Origin of the sequence: Sphingobium scionense (genome assembly GCF_014197035.1) — a bacterium.
Taxonomy (GTDB): Bacteria; Pseudomonadota; Alphaproteobacteria; order Sphingomonadales; family Sphingomonadaceae; genus Sphingobium; species Sphingobium scionense.
Genome location: NZ_JACIEU010000002.1, coordinates 168,428 through 190,536, shown reverse-complemented (window position 1 = coordinate 190,536; position 22,109 = coordinate 168,428). Strand labels below are relative to the sequence as shown.

Annotated in this window: 26 protein-coding genes; 14 read left to right on the top strand and 12 right to left on the bottom strand. The window is 63.7% G+C overall.

Annotated features, from left to right (window positions below; genetic code table 11):
• Nucleotides 1-30: 30 nt before the first annotated feature.
• Entirely contained in the window at nt 31-1,398 is a 1,368-nt protein-coding gene (locus tag GGQ90_RS02760) for a M20/M25/M40 family metallo-hydrolase (protein WP_188080716.1), read from the bottom strand.
• A 194-nt stretch (nt 1,399-1,592) separates the two neighbouring features.
• Here GGQ90_RS02760 and GGQ90_RS02755 point away from each other — a divergent pair, with 194 nt between their 5' ends.
• The gene (locus GGQ90_RS02755; protein ID WP_188080715.1) at nt 1,593-2,894 is read left to right on the top strand and encodes a dicarboxylate/amino acid:cation symporter; all 1,302 of its coding nucleotides are present in this window, start codon (nt 1,593-1,595) and stop codon (nt 2,892-2,894) included.
• 36 nt (nt 2,895-2,930) lie between these two features.
• Here the strand turns inward: GGQ90_RS02755 and GGQ90_RS02750 are convergent, their stop codons facing one another.
• The 3 genes from GGQ90_RS02750 to GGQ90_RS02740 form a co-directional block, all read right to left on the bottom strand.
• Nucleotides 2,931-3,698 (bottom strand): ThuA domain-containing protein, encoded by a 768-nt coding sequence (locus GGQ90_RS02750; RefSeq protein WP_188080714.1) that lies wholly within the window; start codon nt 3,696-3,698, stop codon nt 2,931-2,933.
• Between the two features lie 71 nt (nt 3,699-3,769).
• Nucleotides 3,770-4,156, bottom strand: a complete 387-nt coding sequence (locus tag GGQ90_RS02745; RefSeq protein WP_188080713.1) for a RidA family protein — start codon at nt 4,154-4,156, stop codon at nt 3,770-3,772.
• The gene (locus GGQ90_RS02740) at nt 4,156-5,313 is read right to left on the bottom strand and encodes a DSD1 family PLP-dependent enzyme (RefSeq protein ID WP_188080712.1); all 1,158 of its coding nucleotides are present in this window, start codon (nt 5,311-5,313) and stop codon (nt 4,156-4,158) included. Before GGQ90_RS02740 ends, GGQ90_RS02745 begins: the two co-directional genes overlap by 1 nt.
• Nucleotides 5,314-5,462: 149 nt before the next feature.
• Between GGQ90_RS02740 and GGQ90_RS02735 the strand changes: the two genes are divergently transcribed.
• From GGQ90_RS02735 to trmFO, 5 genes are all read left to right on the top strand, one after another.
• The gene (locus GGQ90_RS02735) at nt 5,463-6,008 is read left to right on the top strand and encodes a GbsR/MarR family transcriptional regulator (RefSeq protein WP_188080711.1); all 546 of its coding nucleotides are present in this window, start codon (nt 5,463-5,465) and stop codon (nt 6,006-6,008) included.
• 61 nt (nt 6,009-6,069) lie between these two features.
• Nucleotides 6,070-7,092: an SRPBCC family protein gene (locus GGQ90_RS02730; protein ID WP_188080710.1), complete on the top strand. Its 1,023-nt coding sequence runs from the start codon at nt 6,070-6,072 to the stop codon at nt 7,090-7,092.
• Between the two features lie 20 nt (nt 7,093-7,112).
• Nucleotides 7,113-7,484, top strand: a complete 372-nt coding sequence (locus tag GGQ90_RS02725) for a hypothetical protein (protein WP_188080709.1) — start codon at nt 7,113-7,115, stop codon at nt 7,482-7,484.
• Nucleotides 7,485-7,534: 50 nt separating this feature from the next.
• Nucleotides 7,535-7,942: a hypothetical protein gene (locus GGQ90_RS02720; RefSeq protein WP_188080708.1), complete on the top strand. Its 408-nt coding sequence runs from the start codon at nt 7,535-7,537 to the stop codon at nt 7,940-7,942.
• A gap of 123 nt (nt 7,943-8,065) precedes the next feature.
• On the top strand, nt 8,066-9,412 hold the full coding sequence (trmFO, locus tag GGQ90_RS02715; protein ID WP_188080707.1) for a methylenetetrahydrofolate--tRNA-(uracil(54)-C(5))-methyltransferase (FADH(2)-oxidizing) TrmFO: 1,347 nt from the start codon (nt 8,066-8,068) through the stop codon (nt 9,410-9,412).
• A gap of 16 nt (nt 9,413-9,428) precedes the next feature.
• Here the strand turns inward: trmFO and GGQ90_RS02710 are convergent, their stop codons facing one another.
• Entirely contained in the window at nt 9,429-9,893 is a 465-nt protein-coding gene (locus GGQ90_RS02710) for an EF-hand domain-containing protein (RefSeq protein WP_188080706.1), read from the bottom strand.
• A gap of 45 nt (nt 9,894-9,938) precedes the next feature.
• Nucleotides 9,939-10,598, bottom strand: a complete 660-nt coding sequence (locus GGQ90_RS02705; protein ID WP_188080705.1) for a hypothetical protein — start codon at nt 10,596-10,598, stop codon at nt 9,939-9,941.
• Between the two features lie 139 nt (nt 10,599-10,737).
• Here GGQ90_RS02705 and GGQ90_RS02700 point away from each other — a divergent pair, with 139 nt between their 5' ends.
• The 3 genes from GGQ90_RS02700 to GGQ90_RS02690 are packed head-to-tail and all read left to right on the top strand — an operon-like array spanning nt 10,738 to nt 13,908.
• The gene (locus tag GGQ90_RS02700; protein ID WP_188080873.1) at nt 10,738-12,669 is read left to right on the top strand and encodes a TadE/TadG family type IV pilus assembly protein; all 1,932 of its coding nucleotides are present in this window, start codon (nt 10,738-10,740) and stop codon (nt 12,667-12,669) included.
• Nucleotides 12,666-13,259, top strand: coding sequence for a TadE/TadG family type IV pilus assembly protein (locus GGQ90_RS02695; RefSeq protein WP_188080704.1), 594 nt, complete (start codon nt 12,666-12,668; stop codon nt 13,257-13,259). Before GGQ90_RS02700 ends, GGQ90_RS02695 begins: the two co-directional genes overlap by 4 nt.
• A 1-nt stretch (nt 13,260) precedes the next feature.
• Entirely contained in the window at nt 13,261-13,908 is a 648-nt protein-coding gene (locus GGQ90_RS02690; protein WP_188080703.1) for a TadE/TadG family type IV pilus assembly protein, read from the top strand.
• 64 nt (nt 13,909-13,972) lie between these two features.
• Here GGQ90_RS02690 and GGQ90_RS02685 read toward each other — a convergent pair whose 3' ends face one another.
• The 4 genes from GGQ90_RS02685 to eno form a co-directional block, all read right to left on the bottom strand.
• Nucleotides 13,973-15,340, bottom strand: a complete 1,368-nt coding sequence (locus GGQ90_RS02685; RefSeq protein ID WP_004211797.1) for a pyruvate dehydrogenase complex E1 component subunit beta — start codon at nt 15,338-15,340, stop codon at nt 13,973-13,975.
• Nucleotides 15,340-16,413 (bottom strand): pyruvate dehydrogenase (acetyl-transferring) E1 component subunit alpha, encoded by a 1,074-nt coding sequence (pdhA, locus tag GGQ90_RS02680; RefSeq protein WP_188080702.1) that lies wholly within the window; start codon nt 16,411-16,413, stop codon nt 15,340-15,342. The genes GGQ90_RS02685 and pdhA overlap by 1 nt, the downstream gene beginning before the upstream one ends.
• A 230-nt stretch (nt 16,414-16,643) precedes the next feature.
• The gene (locus GGQ90_RS02675) at nt 16,644-16,955 is read right to left on the bottom strand and encodes an FtsB family cell division protein (RefSeq protein ID WP_004211795.1); all 312 of its coding nucleotides are present in this window, start codon (nt 16,953-16,955) and stop codon (nt 16,644-16,646) included.
• A 90-nt stretch (nt 16,956-17,045) separates the two neighbouring features.
• Complete coding sequence (gene eno, locus GGQ90_RS02670; protein ID WP_188080701.1) at nt 17,046-18,320, bottom strand: phosphopyruvate hydratase; 1,275 nt, start codon at nt 18,318-18,320, stop codon at nt 17,046-17,048.
• A gap of 225 nt (nt 18,321-18,545) precedes the next feature.
• Here eno and GGQ90_RS02665 point away from each other — a divergent pair, with 225 nt between their 5' ends.
• From GGQ90_RS02665 to GGQ90_RS02645, 5 genes are all read left to right on the top strand, one after another.
• Nucleotides 18,546-19,151, top strand: coding sequence for a hypothetical protein (locus tag GGQ90_RS02665; protein ID WP_188080700.1), 606 nt, complete (start codon nt 18,546-18,548; stop codon nt 19,149-19,151).
• Nucleotides 19,152-19,216: 65 nt separating this feature from the next.
• The gene (locus GGQ90_RS02660) at nt 19,217-19,591 is read left to right on the top strand and encodes a phage holin family protein (RefSeq protein ID WP_188080699.1); all 375 of its coding nucleotides are present in this window, start codon (nt 19,217-19,219) and stop codon (nt 19,589-19,591) included.
• A complete protein-coding gene (locus tag GGQ90_RS02655; protein ID WP_188080698.1) occupies nt 19,588-19,911 on the top strand; it encodes a hypothetical protein in 324 nt (107 codons plus the stop codon). The genes GGQ90_RS02660 and GGQ90_RS02655 overlap by 4 nt, the downstream gene beginning before the upstream one ends.
• Complete coding sequence (locus GGQ90_RS02650; protein ID WP_188080697.1) at nt 19,904-20,557, top strand: hypothetical protein; 654 nt, start codon at nt 19,904-19,906, stop codon at nt 20,555-20,557. The genes GGQ90_RS02655 and GGQ90_RS02650 overlap by 8 nt, the downstream gene beginning before the upstream one ends.
• A gap of 104 nt (nt 20,558-20,661) precedes the next feature.
• Entirely contained in the window at nt 20,662-20,883 is a 222-nt protein-coding gene (locus tag GGQ90_RS02645; RefSeq protein ID WP_004211788.1) for a DUF4170 domain-containing protein, read from the top strand.
• A gap of 63 nt (nt 20,884-20,946) precedes the next feature.
• Here the strand turns inward: GGQ90_RS02645 and GGQ90_RS02640 are convergent, their stop codons facing one another.
• Together GGQ90_RS02640 and greA are read right to left on the bottom strand one after the other, a co-directional pair.
• Nucleotides 20,947-21,606, bottom strand: coding sequence for a rhomboid family intramembrane serine protease (locus tag GGQ90_RS02640; RefSeq protein ID WP_188080696.1), 660 nt, complete (start codon nt 21,604-21,606; stop codon nt 20,947-20,949).
• Nucleotides 21,607-21,610: 4 nt separating this feature from the next.
• Nucleotides 21,611-22,087 (bottom strand): transcription elongation factor GreA, encoded by a 477-nt coding sequence (gene greA / locus GGQ90_RS02635; RefSeq protein ID WP_188080695.1) that lies wholly within the window; start codon nt 22,085-22,087, stop codon nt 21,611-21,613.
• Nucleotides 22,088-22,109: the final 22 nt, after the last annotated feature.

Below are 22,109 nucleotides of genomic sequence, written 5' to 3'. Positions count from 1 at the left end.
GCGGGGATGACGAGAATTTAGCGGCCGGAGCTACTTCGACAGCGCCCGCACCACGCTGTCCCACTGGGCCAATGAAGCGGCAATGCCCGCCACCGGCACCCGTTCATTAAGGCCATGGGCAAAGCCATCCTCGGCCTTCATGAACAGGCTGGAGACGCCATAGCTGGGCACGCCCAGCGCGCGGAAATAAAGGCTGTCGGTCGCGCCGGCCGACATGCCCGGCATCACCGTGATCGCCGGCGAGCGCGCCTTAATCGCGGCCGCCACGGCCTTCACCACATCGTCGCGCAACGGCGAGGCATCGCTGCCGGTCGGGTCGTTGAGCGTGGTGAAGGTCGCGCTTTGATCATCCACCACCTTGACCAGCTGCGCCTTCACATCCTCGATCTTCACGCCGGGGAAGATGCGGCAATTGACGCTGACCTTGGCGCTCTGCGGCAGGGCATTGAGCGCATGACCGCCCGACAACATGGTCGCGACGCAGGTGGTGCGCACCTGTCCCACAAATTCGGGCCGGCTCGACAATAGTTCCGCAGAGGCCGGATCCTGGGTCGCGGCATAGAGGCGCATCGCCTCCCCCACATCGCCGCCGATCCGCTGCGCCGACAGGCTGAGCGACGCCTTGGTCAGCTCGTTGATCATCGGTGGGAACTGATAGGCCGCGATCCGGTCTATCGCCTTGGCCAGCCGATAGATCGGATTGCCTGGCGTCGGCGCGCTCGAATGGCCGCCCGGATCGGTGAAGCCGATCTCGAAATCGGCATAGGTCTTCTCGCCCGCCTGCAACTGGTAGAGGACGGGCTTGCCCGTCTCGTCGAGCAGGCCGCCGCCGCCATCGCCGTTCAGCAGCAGCTCGGCATCCTTATATTTGGCCGCCAGCGCCTTGGTGGTGACCATGTTGGTCTCCTCGTCGCCCGACAACAGAAGGATGACGGTGCGGCGCGGGGTCCAGCCCTCCTTCTTGAGCTGCGCCAGCGTCGCGACCATCATCGCCACGTCATATTTATTATCTTCCGACCCGCGCCCGAAAATATAGCCATCCTCCTCGACCGGGACGAAGGGATCGCGCGTCCAGTCGGCGCGGTTGGCGGCCACCACGTCCATATGACCGATCATCAGCATCGGCTTGAGGCTGGGGTCGCGCCCCTTGATCGTCGCCGCCAGCGTCGCGGTCTCGCCCATCGGGGTGATGACGATATCGCCATCGGCAAAACCCGCCTGCTTCAGCACCGAGGCATAATAAGCGGCGAGCGCGGGCACCTGCCCCGCCCCCTCGACCGTCTTGAACGCGACCGATCGATTCAGTATCTCCTTGGCCGCGCCGGCATCCGCCGCCGCCTGCGCCCCGATCGGCATTGCCAGCATTGCTCCCGCCAGCAATATCCCCCGCAATTGCATATATTTATACTCCCTGATGGACCCGAACGGTGATTGTGGCATAGCGGATCGCGTCGTTCCATGCGTTTGATCGGACGGCACGCGGAAAGAGGGCCACCTTATCCGCACTGAACCCCTTGAAAGAATTGCTTGCGCGCAATCGGATCGATGCCATCCGATATAGCGCGCCGGTCGTCCAAAGGAATAAAGCCATCATGGCCCTCAATTATCGCAGCTTCGGCTTCCAGGTTCTGCTCGGCATGGTCGTGGGCCTCGCCCTCGGTCTCGTCGCGCGCCAGATCGGCGCGGGTCCGGATGGGGACCTCAACTGGCTGGCGACCACGCTCAAGACAGTCGGGTCGATCTTCGTTTCGCTGCTAAAGGCGATCGTGCCGCCGCTGGTCTTTGCCGCGATCGTCGCGTCGATCGCCAATCTGCGCGCGCTCGACAATGCCGCCCGCCTGGCCGGCCAGACCCTGCTCTGGTTCGCGATCACCGCGCTGATCGCGGTCGCCATCGGCATCACCATCGGCGTGATCGTGCAGCCGGGCGTCGGGATCAGCAGCGCGGCGCTGGCCGCCAAGCAGCCGGACTCGGTCGGCGGCTGGCTCGATTTCCTCAAGGGCCTGGTGCCCGGCAACAGCCTGGCCCTTTCCGCCGGCACCAAGATCACCGACGGCAGCGCCAGCACCAGCATCTCGTTCAACATCCTGCAATTGCTGGTCATCTCGATCGCGGTCGGCCTTGCCACGCTCAAGGTCGGTGACAAGGCAGAGCCCTTCCTCTCCTTCGTCCGCTCGCTGCTCGCCGTCGTCCGCGCGATCCTGGGCTGGGTCATCCGCCTGACGCCGATCGGTTCGGCCGCGCTGATCGGCACCGCCATCGCCACCTATGGCTGGAGCGCGCTGGCGCAGCTCGGCACCTTCACCGCCGCCATCTATCTTGGCCTCGGCCTCGTCCTGCTGGTGGTCTATCCGCTGCTGCTGATCGCCAATGGCCTGAAACCCGGCCCCTTCTTCGCCAAGGCCTGGCCGGCGATCCAGCTTGCCTTCGTCTCGCGCTCGTCGGTCGGCACGCTGCCGGTGACCGAGACCGTGACCGAGCGGCTGGGCGTCGACAAGGGCTATGCCGCTTTCGCGATCCCGCTCGCCTCGACCACCAAGATGGATGGTTGCGCCTCCATCTATCCGGCGCTGGCGGCGATCTTCGTCGCGGGCTTCTATGGCATCCCGCTCCACTTCATCGACTATGTGCTGATCGTCTTCGTCTCGGTCATCGGCTCGGCCGCGACCGCCGGCCTGACCGGCGCGATCGTGATGCTGACGCTGACCCTCTCGACGCTGGGCCTGCCGCTCGAAGGCGCCGGTCTGCTGCTGGCGATCGACCCGATCCTCGACATGGGCCGCACCGCCGTCAACGTCGCGGGCCAGGTGCTGGTCGGCGTAATCGTCGCCAAGCGCGAGGGCATCCTCGACGAGAGCGCCTATTATGGCGAGGGCGAACTGGTCGCCGCCTGATCGAAAACCGGGCGGCGCGGGCGTTCCGCGCCGCCGTCAGGGCAGCTGGCCGCGCCCGGTCGCCGTCCAGTAGATGCCGCCCATCAGATGGTCGAGATAGCGCTGATCGCGATACATCTCGCCATTATGGCCCAGCGCGGTGACGAACACCCGCCCCTTCTCATAAGCATGATACCAGGCGACGGGATGCTCCCGCCCCATCGGCCTCGCCACCTGTCCCGGCCAGATCTTGGTCGGGTCGTAGCTGCTTTCCTCGACATTCAGCACGGGATGGATCGTCACCTTATAGGGGTTGGCGGTGACATAATATTCGTCGGTCCAGATCCAGCGATCGGGCAGGCCATAGGTGGCGGGGAAGCCCTTGTCGGTCGGCGTCACCACCGCCGTCTGCACCATCGGATGGATGACGAAGCTGCGCCCGACCATCTTCTCGTACCAGGCCCATTCGCCCGGCGGGGTGATGAGCGCGCGATGCACGACGATGGCATTGCCGCCCGCGCGCATATAGGCCTCGAACTTGGCGCGCTGGGCCGGGTTCAGTTCCTCGCCCGGCGTGTTGAGGAACATCACCGCCGCATATTGGCTGAGATCACCATCGAAAGCCGACGTGTTGTTCGCCCAGGTGAAGCTGAAATCATGCAGCTTGCCCAGATGCTCCAGGCTGTCGCGCGCGATCGGTATATATTCATAATGATATTTGTTGGGAATGGCGAGGACGAGCAGCTTATACTGATCCTCCGCCCGCACCGCTGCGGGCACCGACAGCGCCAGCAGGGCCATGAGCGCCCCGGCCTTGTTTCTCATCCGCCTGTCTCCTTCGCTCACCTATCGCTAGGACAGGCGGCGACGGAAAGATAGCGCTCCCATGGTTGTAGTCAGCCCGGCAGCAGCCCGATCGCGTCGACCTCGACCAGGCAGTCATGATGGAGTTCGGGCGCCGGCACCACCGTGCGCGCCGGTCGGGCATCACCCATCATCTGCGCATAGATGGCGTTGAAACGCGGCCAGTTCTCGACGCCGACGATATAGGCGGTGACGCGCACGATCCGCTCCGGCCCGCATCCTGCCTCTGCCAGGATCGCCAGCATATTGCCGATCGCCAGCCGTGCCTGATCCTCGAACGACAGGTCGCTGCGTGGCCCCTGCCCCGCCACCACCGGCAATTGCCCCGACACGAAGACGAAGCCATTCGCGATCGTCGCCTGCGCATAATGACCGGCGGGCGCCGGCGCCTTGTCGGTCTCGATCCGCTGCACGTCCATCACCATCCTCCAAATCGCGGCCAGACCGCTTCCACCGTATCGCTGCCGGCCCGCACCACATGATAGCGATCATGCTGCGCCCCGGTGGCACAGGCATGATTGGGCAATATCCGCACCCGATCGCCCACCGCCAGGTCCGGCAGCATACCGGACGCACCGGGCCGCAGCGCGATGATGCCATGTTCCTGATTGGCATCGACCAGGATCAGATCGCCATAGGGCCGCCCGTCCCGGTCGCAGACCAGGCCATAGCCCTGATCGACATCCTGTTTCGCCGTGCCGCGATCGCGCGACATCGCCATCCAGCCGGCATCGACCAATATCCAGCCCTTTTCCCGCTGATGCCCGATCACCGTCGCCAGCACCGACAGGGCGATATCGTCCACCGAGCAGATGCCGATCCCGGCCATCACCAGATCGAAGAAGACGAAGACGCCGGCGCGCACCTCGGTCACGCCGCTCAGGTCCGTGGCATGATGCGCGGTCGGGGTCGATCCGACGCTGATCACCGGGCAATCATGCCCCGCCGCCCGCAAGGTCCGCGCCGCTGACAGCACGGCATCCCGCTCGGCATCGGCGCAGGCGCGCAGTTCCGCCGCACCCCGCGCGCGATAGCTGCCGCCGGCATGGGTCATCACGCCGCGCAAGGCGCCGCCCTGCGCCAGCGCCGCGCCGATCGCCCGCAACCGCACCGCATCGCCGGGCTGCACGCCCGACCGATGGTCGTCGCAATCAATCTCGATCAGCGCCGGAATGGCGGTGCCGGCCGCGCGCGACGCGGCCGCGACCGCCTCCGCCTGCTCGACCGAATCCAGCACGATCGCCAGGTCCACCCCCTGCGCCCGCAGCGCCAGGATCTCGGGCAATTTGGCCGGGCTGATGCCGACCGCATAGAGAATGTCGCGCACCCCGGCCTCCGCAAAGCGGCGTGCCTCCTGCAGGGTCGATACCGTCGCCGGCCCCTGCGGCGTCGGCATCAGCCGCTGCGCGACCTCGACCGACTTGGCGGTCTTGAGATGCGGCCGCATCCCCACGCCCAGCCCGTCAAGATGCCCGCGCAACCGCGTAATGTTGCGATCCATCCGGTCGGCATCCAGCACCAGGCAGGGCGTCGGCAATGTATCGAGGGAGGAGGGATCGTCGGAAAGGACTGGCATAAGGGGCTCCGTTGCTGATCCGCAGATTGCCGAGATGCTGCGGCTTTTCAACGGGCTCGACGGATTTCGGCGATTTTTCCTCCGCCGTCGCCGCCCTCTTGCCCGACTCACTCTATTCCGTTATTTCTGTTTTTACAGAAAGGAACGTCATGCCACTTCTCGACCATCCCGATGCCAAGGCGTTCCTGCTCCATTGGGGCGAGATGGGCACACAATGGGGCGTCAACCGGTCGGTCAGCCAGGTCCATGCGCTGCTCTATCTGTCCGACCATCCCCTGCCCGCCGACGAGATTGTCGACCAGCTAGGGCTTGCCCGCTCCAATGTCTCGACCGCGCTCAAGGAACTGCAATCCTATGCGATCGTCCGCCGCGTTCATGTCGAGGGCGACCGGCGCGACCATTTCGTCGCGGAAACCGATCTGTGGGAAATGCTCACCCGGATCGCCGCCGAGCGCAAGCGGCGGGAGATCGACCCGACCATCGCCCTGCTGAACGATCTCGCCCAGCGCCTCGCCAAGGATGAAAGCTGTCCGCCCCATGTGCGCGAACGCATCACCCGCATGCATGAATTCATGTCAACGCTCGGCAACTGGTATGAGCAGGTCAACAAGCTGCCCAAGTCGACCCTGGTCGCTCTCATGAAGCTCGGCAACAAGGTCGCCCGCTTCATCCCCACCGGCAAGAGCAAGAACTAGCCGCTGCTGATCGATGCGCCCAGACGCCCGATCGCGCCAGCCAGTTTCGGAGTTTACAGAAATGTCTGACACGAACGACAAGAACCCCGATCCCATCGCCCCGCCCGTTCGCACCGGATCGGCGGCGCTGCGCATCGCCTCGGCCGTCGCGCTGGCCATGGCCTTTGCGATCGGCGTCTATCTGCTGCTCGACGCCACCCGCGTGAACGGCCTCGTCAGCTTCACCTTCCTGCTGCTCCTGCCCGCCGCGCTCACCGCGTTCGTCGCCTATGTCGGCGATCCCTGGGCGGAGCGGTCGCGCCGCTATTATATGACCATGCCGCTCTGGCTGCTGGGCGCAACCATCCTCCTGTCCGTCCCGGTGCTGAAGGAAGGGGTGATCTGCATCGTCATGCTCGCCCCGCTCTGGATCGCCAGCGGCATGGCCGGCGCCTATGCCACCTATCGGCTGCGCGGCCGGGCCGGCGATCGCGGCACCAGCTATTGCATGGCCGTGCTCGCCATGCCGCTGATCGCGATGCAGGTCGAACCGATGATCCCCCTGCCCGACGCCACCGCCACGGTCAGCCGCTCGATCATCGTCGAGGCCAGCCCGGACCGGATATGGCCGTTGCTGCGCGGCATTCCCGATGTCCGGCCGGGCGATGGCACATGGACCTTCACCCAGGATGTGCTGGGCGTGCCTCGCCCGCTCGGCGCCCATATGCTGGGCGAGGGGATCGGCGCGGTCCGCATGGCCGACTGGGGCCGGCAGGTGCGGTTTCGCGAACATATCATCGACTGGCAACCGGGCCGCAGCATCGGCTGGCGCTTCGACTTTCGCGGGCTCGACGCCTGGCAGTTCACCGACCGGCACCTGATGCCCGACAGCGCCTATTTCAAGGTGACGACCGGCGGCTATCGCATGGAACCGGCCGGCCCCGGCCGCACCCGAGTCATCATCGACACCCATTATTGGATGCAGACCCCGGTCAATGGCTATTCCCGGCTGTGGGGCGAAATCTTCCTGGGCGACATCGAAAAGAACCTGCTCGCCCTCATCAAGCAGCGCGCCGAACGGCCGGTCGCGTCCACCATTCTCTGACTGCCAAAAGGAGATGAACCATGGTTGAAACCGCCTATGCCCTCTATCTGGTCATCACGCTCGCCATCACCATCTGGGTCGCGCGCACCCTGTCGAAAAATGGCGAGGTCTTCCTGACCCAATGTTTCGGCCATGATGCGCAACTGGCCCGGTCGACCAACCATCTGCTCGTCGTCGGCTTCTACCTCGTCAACATCGGCTTCATCACCCTGACGCTCAGCCTGGGGAAGGAACCGACCAGCTATGCAGAAACGATCCGCTTCCTCAGCGCCAAGATCGGCCTCGCCGTGCTCGTGCTGGGCGGGATGCATTTCTTCAACATGGGCGCGATCGCCCATTTCGGTCGCAAGGTGAATGGCTGGCTGAACGACGGCCATCCCCAGGCCGCCTGATCGCTTGGCGGGAGGGTGCCCCACACCCTCCCCTTTTCCGGGAGGTTCCGATGTCCCATGCCGATCCTGCCCATCTTAGCGGCGCCGGCCGCGCGATCCTGACCGCCGGCCCGCTGTTCATTACGCTCTATCTGGCCGCAGCGACCTATCGTCGCATACCCGATGCGATCACGGTGGATTGGGGCATTTTCATCGTCCTGCCCCTCATATTGCTGTTCGCGCTGATCTTCGGACCGCTGATCGCCGCCATTCCGATCATTATCGGGACGACGACGATGCGCGTCCTGGCATATCATTGCCCTGTTTTCGCCGCCCGCGCTTTCTGGCTGCTCGCCGGTGCCGCCATCGGCTTCGGCGTGGCTTATGGCTGCAGCCTGCTCGGGGAAGTCCCCGATTTGAGCTTTGCCCTGATCGCCACCAGCGGTCTCAGTGGCTGGCTGGCCTACACGCCGGAATAGAATTTCGCGCGCCCTGTCCTATTGGACCATGCCCCGCTATACTGATTGCATCTCATAACAATATGTCCCACTGGCGTTCGGAAATTGCCGAATGTGCGGAAAAAGTGCGAAGTTAAGCGAAATATGTCCAATCATCAGATCCATGTCATCGGCGGCGGTCTCGCCGGTTCGGAAGCCGCCTGGCAGCTCGCCCAGGCCGGTATCAAGGTCCGCCTGTCAGAAATGCGTGGCACCGGAGAGATGACCCCGGCGCACCAGACCGACGGCCTTGCCGAACTGGTCTGTTCCAACAGCTTCCGCTCCGATGACGCAGACAAGAATGCCGTCGGCCTGCTGCATCAGGAAATGCGGCGCTTGGGCTCGCTGATCATGGACCGCGCCGAACCGGCCAAGGTGCCGGCCGGCTCCGCCCTGGCGGTCGATCGCCATGTCTTTTCCGACGGCGTCACCCGTGCGCTCGCCGAACATCCCAATGTCGAGATCGTGCGCGAGCGGATCGACACGCTGCCGGCACAGGGCATGACCATCGTCGCCACCGGGCCGCTGACCGCCGCGGCACTCGCCAGCAGCATCGGCGAAGCGGCCGGCATGGAGCATCTCGCCTTCTTCGACGCGATCGCGCCGGTCATCCATTTCGACAGCATCGACATGGAAGAATGCTGGATGGCCAATCGCTGGGACAAGATCGGTCCCGGCGGTGGCGAGGGCAAGGACTATATCAACTGCCCGATGAACAAGGAGCAGTATCAGGCCTTCGTCCAGGGACTGCTCGACGGCGAAAAGACCGAGTTCAAGGAATGGGAGGCGAGCACCCCCTATTTCGAGGGCTGCATGCCGATCGAGGTGATGGCCTCGCGCGGGCCGGAGACGCTGCGCCACGGCCCGATGAAGCCGATGGGGCTGGACAATCCGAAGACCGGTCGCTGGCCCTATGCCGTGGTCCAGCTGCGCCAGGACAATGCGTCGGGCACGCTGTGGAACATGGTCGGTTTTCAGACCAAGCTGAAGCATGGCGCACAGGTCGAGCTGCTGCGCACCATTCCGGGCCTTGAAAAGGCCGAGTTCGCGCGGCTGGGCGGGCTGCATCGCAACACCTTCATCCAGAGTCCCAAGCTGCTCGACCCGACGCTGCGCCTGAAAAGCGCGCCGCATATCCGTTTTGCCGGGCAGATGACCGGGTGCGAGGGCTATGTCGAGAGTGCCGCCATCGGCCTCATCGCCGGGCGCTTCGCCGCAGCCGAGATATTGGGCCAGGAACTGGCGCCGCCGCCCGCCGATACGGCACTGGGCGCGCTGCTCGGCCATGTCACCGGCAATGTCGAGACCGCCGACTATCAGCCGATGAACGTCAATTTCGGCCTTTTCCCTACGCTGGACGACGTCAAGAAGAAGCAGCGCAAGGAAGCCTATACCGCCCGCGCCCGCGCCTCCTTCGGTCGCTGGCTGGGTGAGGTGGTGGAACCGGCCTGATCCGTCCCGGACAGGCTCAGCATTTGCAGCGTGGTCTCGCCGCCCGCTTCGGCGCGGTGGTGGCGAATTCGGCCGGGGTCAGCTTGCCGTCCTTGTCCGCATCGGCCCCGGTGAAGCGATCCGCCGTCGCCACTGCCCATTCCTCGAAAGACAGGAGATTGTCCCTGTTCGTATCGAGCTGTTTGAACGCGGCGGTGCGGCTGCCCAGCATCTCGATCCGGCTGATGATGCCGTCGCGATTGCGGTCATAACGGGCAAAGCGCTTTTCCTCGCGGCTCTGCGGGCTGGCCTCGCCCGGCATCGGCGGCGCCTCCCCGACCGCATCGGGGTCGCCCTCGGGCAGGGCTTCATTTGCGGGTGGCGGCGGTGGCGCGAGCAGCGCCTTGGGCGGCGGCTCATTGCTTGCACGCCCCTGCCACCAGAACAGGCCCGCCGCGACCAACAGCAACGCCCCCATGCCACCTGCCAGCAACCGTCCCATCGCCCGCTCCCCCCTTTGTGACGGCAGCGAACCTATCGCGATCGACTAGCGCCCGACAAGCGCGATCCGCATCAGCCGCCAGGCCATGCTCCGCGTCAGCCCGACCGACGCCCGCTGCCCCCGCTCGACATCGTGCCGCGCAAGCAGATACGCGATGCGCAGCGGCTTCCACGCCCTGGGCCACACTGGATCGCCCACCTGCGGCAACAGGTCGCGGGCCAGGCCGATGGCGGCGTCCGCCAGTGCTTCGTCGCCACTATGGGCGGACAGATCCCACAAGGCCCAGACCTTGCCCGCCGCGATCAGCCAGTCGGGCGCCTCGGCCACATCGGCCAATGCCTGGAACAGCCCGCCGCCGCGCCCGGCGGCATAGTCGCGCAGGCCGGTGAGGTCGATCTCCGGCTCCACCACCAGCACTTCCCAGCCATCGAGCATCGCCGGGATACCGGGTGCGTCCAGCGCACCGATCGCGCGCAGCCAGTCGACCACCGGTTCGCCCTGTCCCTTGACACCCGCCTCGTCCGTGACGACGCCCAGCCACCAGGCAAGGCGCATCTGCCCGATCGCCGGATCGCTGGTGGTTCGCGCAATTTGCGCAAAGCGCTGGTCCAGCGCCCAGAGCGCCCGATGCCGCTCGGCAAAGCGCCCGGCATGCCCGGAAAGCAGGCGCGCCAGCGGCGCCAGATCGTCCGTGCGATCCATCATTTCGATCCCGATCTAAAAATGGCTTATCAATCCTTTAACCAGACTTCGCATAGAGACCCTAACCAGTCCCGTTGCATGGCCGACGATGGCCCTGTCCAGAGTTCTGGGGGGAAACGGGCGACATGGGTGAATGCGGAACATGGGCAAGCAGATCAAGCGCGCGATGACATTCCTCGGCCGGCTTCGGCGCAACCAGGCGGGCAACACGCTCGCCATGGTGGCCGCAGCCGTCATTCCGCTTGCAGCGCTGATCGGCGGCGGCGTCGACATGAGCCGCGCCTATATGGCCAAGGCGCGTCTGCAGCAAGCCTGTGACGCCGGCGCCCTTGCCGGTCGACGCTCCATGACGACCTCGGCCATGACGTCCACGGACATTGCGGAAGCGCAGAAATTCTTCAATTTCAACTTCCCGCAAAACACGTTCCAGACGGACAGCTTCACGCCGAACATCCGCAGCGATCCGAGCCTGACGACCACCGTGCTGGTGTCCGCCGACACGCGCATCCCGACCACTATCATGCGGATATTGGGCTTCCAATATCTCGACCTGTCGGTATCGTGCAGTTCGAAATTCGACATCGGCAATACCGATGTGATGCTGGTGCTGGACACCACCGGATCGATGAGCAGCAATATCAGCGACGGCGCGGGCGGAACCACGACGCGGATCGCAGCCCTGCGCCAGGCCGTCCGTGCCTTCTACGACACGCTCGGGCCCGGCAATACGAATACCGGGCGGGTGCGCTATGGCTTCATGCCCTATGCCAGCAACGTCAATGTCGGACGCCTGCTGCCTACGACGGCATTGGTCGGCGGAACCGCTGGCGACGCCTGGGGCTATAATAGCCGCCAGATGACCTATTATAATGATACGCCCGCTTCGACCAGCACCTGCTATCGGGGCTACAAGAGCAGCGGAAGCAATAGCTGTCGAACGGGTTCAAATGGTCCAACTAATGCCCAGAGCGATTCCAGCAATGGGGACCTCGCCACCTGCAGATCATGGGCGCAAGCCACCACCTCGATTAGCGGCAATTATCCCAACACGATCACCAGGATCACCTATTCCGCCTATTCGTGGGACGGGGTCACGCCATTCCCATCCTCTGGCAATAACAACAAGAAATGTGTTCGCCAGGAAGTGACGACCACGCATACGAGCAATGTGACCGGTGGTACCGGCAACACGTCGCTCGACAAATGGTCCTACAACAAGATCAACCTCACGGTCTCCGACTATGTCCGCGGCACGGCCATTCCAAACCCCGCCTATAATGACGGCACGACGTCGACCTGGGGCGGCTGCATTGAGGAGCCGGATACGATCAACACGATCAATTCGAGCACCTCGTCCAGTTCCGTCCCCACCGGCGCGAACGACCTGAACATCGACCTGATCCCCGATTCCAACGCGACCCGCTGGCGCCCATTCTGGCCGGACGTATCCTGGTATCGCACCTCGACGCCTGCCACCTCCCCTTATTGGAGCAGTTGGGGCGGCGATCAGGCAGCCTGCCCGGCCGCAGCCCGACCGCTGGCGGAATATACGTCGCGCGATGCGGCTCCCAGCAACGATCCCAGCGCTACATCGTTCAACGCCTATGTGAACTCGCTGGAACCCTGGGGTTTCACCAATCATACCACCGGAATGGTCTGGGGCGCCCGCATGATGTCGCCGAACGGGATTTTCGCCGCCAATAATGGCGCGGCCCCCAACGGCTTCACCATTTCGCGACACGTCATCTTCATGACGGACGGTGCGATGACCGCGGCGGACGGCAATTATGACGGCTGGGGCATCAACAGGCTGGACGGCCGACTTGCGCCGACCGGCACCAGCACCGATGATCTGGTGACGATCCAGAACAAGCGGTTCTCGATCGCCTGCGAAGCAGCCAAGCGCAGGGGTATCACCATCTGGGTGATCGTCTTCGCTAGCGCGTCCAATGCCACGCTCAACAGTTGCGCTTCGAGCACCGACCATGTCGCCGTGTCCACCAACGCGGCCGCATTGACCACCCAGTTCACGACCATTGCCCAGAATATCGGCGGGCTGAGGCTCTCGCAATGATCGCGCGGCTCCTGCCTGTCCGCAACCTTGCGACTGACAGCCGCGGCGCGACGCTGGTCGAGTTCGGCTTCGTCATAGGGCCGCTCTGCCTCATCATCATGGGCATCGCGGACCTGGGCTATCAAAGCTATCTGAACGCCGTCACCAAGGGCGTCCTGGACCAGGCTGCCCGCGCAGCCTCGGTCGGCACGATGACCTCGGCCCAGATCGACACCTATATCAATCAGCGCATGACCCCCATCGTGTCGAAAAAGGGCAGCGTGGATATCACCAAGACCAGCTATTATAATTTCTCGCGGATCGGGAAGCCCGAGAAGATCCTGACCGACACCGCGCCATTGGGCACCTATAACGCAGGCGACTGTTTCGAAGACAGCAACGGCAACGGCATCTACGACACCAGCGCCGGTGCGACCGGCCTCGGCAGTGCCGACGACGTCGTCTATTATCAGGTCACGGTCACCATGCCCCGCCTATTTCCCATGGCGAAAATCCTTGGCTGGCCAGCGACGCAAACAGCCAAATCATCGGTCATTCTTCGCAACCAGCCCTGGTCGAACCAGATCACTCCGACGAAAGTCTGCACCTGACATGCGCATGCCTTCGCGCCCCCTTCTGCGCCGGCTGCGGCAGGATCAATCAGGCCTGGCCCTGATCGAGTTCGCCTATTCGCTGCCTATCCTGCTGGCGTTGACGCTAGGCGGACTGGAAGTCGCCAATCTGGCCATCACCCATATGAAGCTCAGCCAGCTCGCCATGCTGGTCGCGGACAATGCCTCGCGCGTGCGCGCGTCAATCGACGAGGCCGATATCAACGAGATATTCAGTGGCGCGGCTCTGTCCGCCAATGGACTCAATTTCGCCGCCAATGGAAAGATTTTCCTGTCGGACCTGGAACCCAACAAGCAGGATGCGCCCAACACAGGCCAATATATCCGCTGGCAGCGCTGCTATGGCAGCGGCAGTTTTACCTCCACCTATGGAACCACAGGCAATGGCGCATCCGATGCCAGCATGGTCGACGGCATGGGACCAACCGGCCGAAGAATCAGCGCGGGTAACGGCACGGCAGTGATGTTCGTCGAAGTCGCCTATAAATATCAGCCGCTCATTTCGAACAGCATCTTCGGCGAAAAGACCATCCGCTACACCAGCGCGTTCAACGTGCGCGAACGGACCGATCAGGCGATGAAAAATGCCGGCAACCTGTCCGCCACGCAGACAGCAGCCTGCTCCTGATAGCCGGCGGCCATAGGTCCGATAGAAAAAGGGGCGATCCATCCGGACCGCCCCTTTTCTGTGCTTACTTGTAGCAGACCTTCTTGGCCGCTTCGACCACGCGGGCCGCGTCGATCAGCGCCAACTTTTCGAGGTTGGCGGCATAAGGCAGCGGCACATCCTCGTTGGTGACGCGCAAGACCGGGGCATCGAGATCGTCGAAGCCCTTTTCCATCACGACGGCGGCGATTTCCGACGCGATCGAGCAGGTCGGCCAGCCTTCTTCCACCACCACCAGGCGGTTGGTCTTCTTGAGGCTCTCCAGCACCGTCGCGGTGTCGAGCGGACGCAGCGTGCGCAGGTCGATCACTTCGGCGTCGATGCCTTCGGCAGCAAGCTGCTCGGCCGCGTCGAGCGCCAGCCCCACGCCGATCGAGTAGCTCACCAGGGTCACGTCCTTGCCCGGACGCATGATGCGCGCCTTGCCGATCGGCAGGACATAGTCGTCGACCTTGGGCACGTCGAAGCTGCGACCATAGAGAAGTTCATTCTCCAGGAACACGACCGGATCGGTCGAGCGGATCGCGGCCTTCAGCAGGCCCTTGGCGTCGGCCGCGTCATAGGGCGCGATCACGATCAGGCCGGGGACGGCGGCATACCACGGCCCATAGTTCTGGCTGTGCTGCGCGCCGACGCGGCTGGCTGCGCCGTTGGGGCCACGGAACACGATCGGGCAGCGCATCTGGCCGCCGGACATGTAGTTGGTCTTGGCCGCCGAGTTGATGATGTGGTCGATCGCCTGCATGGCGAAGTTGAACGTCATGAACTCGATCACCGGACGTAGGCCACCCATGGCCGCGCCCGAACCGATGCCGGCAAAGCCATATTCGGTGATCGGCGTATCGATCACGCGCTTGGGACCGAATTCGTCGAGCAGGCCCTGGGTCACCTTGTAGGCGCCCTGATATTCGGCGACTTCCTCGCCCATCACGAAGACGCGCGGGTCCGACCGCATTTCCTCGGCCATGGCGTCGCGCAGCGCTTCGCGCACGGTGGTCTTGACGAACTCGGTGCCGGCCGGGAGGTCCGGATCCTGCACGGTCGCCTTGGCTTCCGACGCCAGCTTCGACGTGCCGCTTTCCGCCTTCTTGGGGGCTTCTTCGGCCTTGGGAGCCTCGGCCTTGGGCGCAGGTGCCGGAGCAGCCTCGCCGCCCTCGCCCGCCATCGTCGCGATGACGGTGCCGACCTTCACGCCTTCGGTGCCTTCGGCGATGACGATCTGGCCGATCTTGCCTTCGTCGACGGCTTCGAATTCCATCGTGGCCTTGTCGGTCTCGATCTCGGCGAGGATATCGCCGGACTTCACTTCATCGCCTTCCTTCACCAACCACTTGGCCAGCGTGCCCTCTTCCATCGTCGGCGAGAGCGCCGGCATCTTGATTTCGATACCCATTAATATTGCTCCACCAGCACGTCGGTATAGAGTTCATGCATCTCAGGTTCGGGCGAGGTTTCGGCGAAATCGGCCGCTTCGGCGACGATCTTGCGGATATCCTGGTCGATGACCTTGATCTCGTCCTCGCTGACGCCGGCGTCGATCAGATATTTCTTCACGCCCTCGATCGGGTCGCTGTTCTCACGCACCGCCTGAACCTCGTCACGCGAACGATATTTGGCTGGATCGGACATGGAGTGACCACGATAGCGGTAAGTCTTCATTTCGAGCAGGATCGGGCCATTGCCGCCCTGGACCCACTTGAGCGCTTCCTCGGTCGCGCCACGCACGGCCAGAACGTCCATGCCGTCGACCTGGATGCCGGGGATGCGGAAGCTCTCACCGCGGCGATAGAGCTGGTCTTCCGACGAGGCGCGGTTGACGCTGGTGCCCATGGCATATTGGTTGTTCTCAATCACGAAGATGATCGGGAGCTTCCACAGCTCGGCCATGTTGAACGATTCGTAGACCTGGCCCTGGTTGGCCGCGCCGTCGCCGAAATAGGCAACACACACGCCGCCATCGTCATTATATTTGTGGCCGAAAGCCAGGCCAGCGCCCAACGATACCTGCGCACCGACGATGCCGTGACCGCCGTAGAATTTATGCTCGACGCTGAACATGTGCATCGAACCGCCCTTGCCGCGCGAAATGCCGGCTTCGCGACCGGTCAGTTCGGCCATGATCACCTTGGGATCGATGCCATAAGCGAGCATGTGGCCATGATCACGATAGCCGGTGATGACGCTGTCCTTGCCGGGCTTGAGCGCCGACTGGATGCCGACCGCTACCGCTTCCTGGCCGATATAGAGATGGCAGAAGCCGCCGATGAAACCCAGACCATAAAGCTGGCCGGCCTTTTCCTCGAAGCGGCGGATCAGAACCATCTGCCGATAGAATTCCAGCAGCTCTTCCTTGCTGGCCTTGTAGTCGGTGGGCGTTTCGGGGCGCGGACGATTATGGTCCGCACCGGCCGGCACTGCGGCCTTTGCCTTTGCGCTGTCGGCGCGCGGCGTGGTTGGTTTCGCCAAGGCTATTATCCTTTTGCGTGGGTAGGATGGAAGGAAGCCCGATATGCGTCAGAGTTGCATAGATTGCAACGGCGGACCCCACGGAATCCCGGCATAATGAATGTCCCGAGTGCAAAATCGACAATCGATGACAACGCTGTCGAAAACAGGTCGCGAACCACCGGCAACAAAATGTTGCCGCAGCCTGATTTTGCCGAACAAATGGAAAGCACGCACTGTCGGCACATAGGTCAGTTCAGCGGAACGATCACTTCGTCATGGTGAATCACACCAAGCTGGCGGCGGATCAATTCGTCTGAAAGGTCGGGATCGACACGGCGCGGATTGAGCAGGTCGACCCGGTTGCGCAACTCCTGGCGATGCAACTGGACGATCTTCAGTTCAGCCTTCGCGTCGCGGAGCTGGCGCGAATAATCACCCCAGGCGAGGACGCCATTGGAGCCCAGCACGACATAACCGGCAAAGAACAGCAGCAACAGCACCGCGATTGCCGGCCCGAGGGCCGACATCAATAGCATGCGGAGCTTCGCGATATGCGCCATGGACTGCTTGAATCACAGGATTCGGCGGGTCGCAAGCAAAAACATACCCGATGCGACCAGCCGAATCTCTAATTGGAAATTAGCCGCGGATCAGCGGAAGATCGAACGACCGGCATAGACCGCCATGTCGCCCAGCTCCTCCTCGATGCGGATCAGCTGGTTATACTTGGCAAGCCGGTCCGAACGGGCGAGCGAGCCAGTCTTGATCTGGCCGCAATTGGTGGCGACTGCAAGGTCAGCGATGGTCGAATCCTCGGTCTCGCCCGAACGGTGCGACATCACCGCCGTATAGCGGGCGCGGTGCGCCATATCGACGGCAGCCAGCGTTTCGGACAGCGTGCCGATCTGGTTGACCTTCACCAGCAGCGAGTTAGCCAGCCCCTTGCCGATGCCCATCGACAGGCGGGCCGGGTTGGTGACGAACAGGTCGTCGCCAACCAGTTGGACCTTGTCGCCGATCTTGTCGGTCAGCGCCTTCCAGCCCTCGAAATCATCCTCGCTCATGCCGTCCTCGATCGACTTGATCGGATAATCGGCAGCCAGCGCGGCGAGATAGTCAGCCATCTCGACCGGCGTCAGCGACAGGCCTTCGCCCGAAATCTCGTACTTGCCGTTCTTGAAGAATTCGGTCGCGGCGCAGTCGAGCGCCAGCACGACGTCGTCGCCCGGCTTGTACCCGGCCTTTTCGACCGACAGCATGATGAAGTCGAGCGCATCGCGGGTCGAGGCGATGTTGGGCGCAAAGCCGCCCTCGTCACCAACCGAGGTAGCGAGCCCCTTGTCGTGCAGCCCCTTCTTGAGGGTGTGGAAGATTTCAGATCCGATCCGCACGGCGTCGGCGATGCTTTCCGCACCGACCGGCATGATCATGAATTCCTGGAAATCGATCGGGTTGTCGGCATGCTCGCCGCCGTTGATGATGTTCATCATCGGCACAGGCAGGACGTGCGACGAGACGCCGCCCACATAACGATAGAGCGGCAGGCCGCGCGCATCTGCCGCAGCCTTGGCGGTGGCGAGCGACACGCCCAGGATTGCGTTGGCGCCCAGACGCGACTTATTCTCGGTGCCGTCGAGCGCGATCATCGTGGCATCGACTTCGCCCTGATCCTCGGCGTCGAGGCCAATGAGCTGCCCGGCAATCTCGTCATTGACGGCGGCGACAGCGGCCAGCACGCCCTTGCCCATATATTTACTCTTGTCGCCGTCGCGCTTTTCGACCGCCTCATAGGCACCGGTCGACGCGCCCGAGGGCACGGCGGCGCGGCCGAAGCTGCCATCTTCCAGCATCACATCGACTTCGACGGTCGGGTTGCCACGGCTGTCGAGAATCTGGCGGGCGTGAATATCGAGAATGGCGGTCATGATCGCTCCCTGATCTGGGCCCGGACAACCGCCGGGCGGCCTTTTCGCGGCCCCGCTTAGCCAGCGGCCTCAAACTTGGCAATGCAGGGACTTGCCACGGACCAAAAAATGCCGATGCTCAAAATAGTAACGGCGCCGGAACTGTAGGCCGCCGCCAAGCATTAGGATCATGATAGCCCGCCCTGCGCGGGACCATGAGGTTGAGCTTTAGGGAGACTTTGGACGATGGCCGACACCCCGGAAACCCCGCCCGTCAAGCGCGTGAAGAAGGCGGTTGCCGCCAAGGCGAAGCCGGCGTCGGCCAAGGCTTCCACCCCGGCCGTCAAAGCTGCACCGGTGAAGAAGGCTGCTACCCGCAAGGCAGCCGCAAAGCCCGAAAATGGCGCCGCCCACGGCTGGTCCGCGCAAATCGCACCAATCAAGGCGCAGGCCGAAAAGGCCGCCAAGGCAGCAACCGACAAGATCAATTCGGTCGACTGGAAGGCGCATATCGACCCGATCAAGGAACAGGCCGGCAAGACTGCAAAGTCTGCGGCGAGCAGTGCCAAGGAAAAGACCGGTTCGGCGATGCAGAGCCTGTCGAAGCTGATCGCCGACACCGCCGGGACGGTCGATGCGAAGCTCGGCCCCCAATATGGCGACTATGCCCGTCAGGCCGCGGAATCGGTGGCCAGTGCCGCAGATACGCTGGACAGCAAGGATGTTGACCAGTTGATGACCGAAGCGCGCGATTTCGTGCGCAAGAGCCCGGCCGTTGCCATCGGCGCGGCGGCTGTGGTGGGCTTCGTGCTGATGCGCCTTGCCAAGGGATCGTCCGACAGCGACGCCTGATTGACGCGAGACAGGATTATCGTGACGGCTAACCGCAGGCCCCGGTTGACGGGGCGGAGGGGCAATTGACGCAGGAACCAGCGGATACGGTGGCGACACCGCAGACCGGGGGCGACGAGGAGTCTGTCCGCGCGACATTCGCCCGGCTCTACACCGACGGTCGCGCCTATGCGCAGGCAGAGGTCGAGCGGCAAAAGCTGCGCGCCGGCATTGCCGGTGCCGGCGTGCGCAATGCCGCGATTTTGGCGATTGTTGCGCTGATGCTGCTGTTCGCCGCGATCGTAACGCTACTGATCGGGTTGGTCATCGCGTTGTCCGCAATGATCGGGCCACTGTGGGCGACGCTCGCGGTCTTTGGCGGGTCCGTGCTGATCGCAGTTCTGCTGCTGCTGCTGGCCAAAGGGCAGATCAGCCATATGCTGAAGGCAATCAAGTCATGAGCCGTGAACTCGCCTATCGCGCGGCGACCGAACGGGCCGCCCATCTCCGCTCTCAGGCCTTCCTCAGCCTGGCCGATGCCAAGGCGCGGATTGCGCCCGGCCGGCTGAAGGCCGATGTAGAGGCGAAGGTCACGGCTACAGCGCTTAACGGCGTCGCCTATGTCGGTGCCAAGGTGCGCCGGCGGCCGGTTGCCACCGGTGCGGCGGCAACCGGCATCGTCCTGTTTCTCTTCCGCCGCCCCCTCACGGCACTTTTCGGACGCCTGTTCGTTCGACTGAGGAACCGTAACACGGAAATTTCGGAGATTGATGATGGCTGACATCCGCGCCCAACTGACCCGCGTCCGCGAAGCGGCCAATGATGCCGCCGGCAGCGCGACCGACATGATCAAGGACGGCACCGGCAAGGCGCGCGAAAGCGCCGGCGAACTGATCCAGACCGGCAAGGACAAGGCGAGCGAAGCCTATGGCGACGCGCGCGACCGGGGTCAGCGGGTCGCCGCCCGCGCCAACGAGATCATTCAGGAGCATCCGGTGGTGGCAGTCGCCGGCGCGGTGGCGGCCGGAGCGGTCATCGCCTGGATGTTCCCCAAGAGCCGCAAGGTGATGAAGGCGCTTCCGGGCCTGGCCGCTACCGCCGGGGCACGTGTGCTGGAAGCCGCCGCCACCGCCCGCACCACCGCGAGCGAGAATAGCGACTCGCTGCGCCACAATGCTGGTGAGGCGCTCACGAGCGCGCGGGACAATGCCGGCGAGGTGCTGAGCAAGGCCCGCGAAACGGCAAGCCACGCGCTGTCGAGCGCGAAGGAAAGCGCCAGCGACACCGCTGCTGCGGCCCGTGACGCTGCGGCATCGGCCGATCTTGGCGGCAAGGCATCGAAGCTGGCGGACGAACTGGTCGCGCTCGTCTCCACCCGTGTCGAGGCGCTGGGTGATGCGATCAAGGCGCGATTGCCGAAAAGCTAATCGCGATTGCCGCAAACGCAATCGACACACAGGCCGCTTTCCTTGGCGGATCGCAGGGACGATGCTAAGGCACCGCGATCAGTCAAAGGAGAACATATAACGCCATGAGCAAGATGCATCTGGTGATGGGCGGCCGCGTAACCAACCCGCAGACGCTGGAATTCCAGGACCTGAGCAAGGTCGACCTGGTTGGCGTTTTCCCGGACTATGCCTCGGCCGAAAAGGCCTGGCGCGGCGCAGCACAGCGCACCGTCGATGACGCCGAAATGCGTTATGTGATTGTCCACCTGCACCGCCTGCTGGAGCCCGAGTTGCCGGCAGCCTGATCGCATGTTTCGGGCGAGACCGGATCATGCCCCGGTCTCGCCCGAACACACATTATCGAACGATCAATTGATAGGCTGGGGCCGTTTGCGGAACCGCCAGCGCAACAAGGGCCGGGTCAAGGCCAGCCCTGCCAGGAAGCCGCCGATATGGGCGGCAATCGCGATCTGACCCAGATCGCCCAATCCCCCCGCCGTCGCCACGCCGATCATCAGCTGGATTGCGATCCATGCGGCTGCCAGCCACAGCACCCGCACAAAATTGGCTGACAACGGCCCGATCCGCCGCACCTGTTGCTGACTATAGAGCAGCGCGTAGGTGGCGATGATCGCGGAAATGGCGCCGCTCGCCCCCACCATCGGATTGATCGATTCCGGCGTGATCGCCCATTGCGCGAAACAGGCGGCATAGGCGCCGGCGATATAGAGGATCAGCGTGCCGGTGCGGCCCAGCACATGTTCGACCTGCCGCCCGCAGAAAAGCAGCATCAGCAGGTTGAAGCCGATATGCAGCCAGCCGGCATGGACGAAGGTGCAACTGAGCGGCGTCAACCACCAGGGCACCGCCGCCATGCCGTCCAGCAAGCCGGGATTACCGACGCGGGCGGGAATGAACCCGCCCAGCAAGGCCGCATTGTCGATCTGCCCCGTCGCCAGACACAGCAGGAAAAGGACCAACGTGAGCAGTGCGATCGCGTTGGTCGTGCGTCCGGCGGGCAGTTTCACGGGATCAGATGAACGCGATCTTGTCGACCAGGTAGAATTTGTCGCCCGACGGGACCGACACTTCCACCTCATCGCCAACCTCGCGGCCGATCAGCGCACGGCCCAAGGGGCTGTTATAGCTGATCATGCCGGCCTTGGCGTCCGCCTCGGCCTGACCCACGATCTGATATTTGACCGGCTTGTCGTCTTCGTCCAGCAGGGTCACGGTCGCGCCGAACACGATCTTGTTGCCCGACAGTGTGGTCGGATCGATGATCTGGGCGCGCGACAGCTTGTCCTCCAGATCGTTGATCGTCGCTTCGACCTGGCCCTGCCGTTCCTTGGCAGCATGATATTCGGCATTTTCCGACAGGTCGCCGTGGGCACGAGCTTCCTCGATGGCGTCCACGATCAGAGGGCGCTCGGCCTTCAGTTCGCGGAGCTGCGCATTGAGCTTGTCATAGCCCATCTGCAGCATCGGCATCTTCTCGACGGTCGCCATTATTGCAAATCCTTCGTCAAAA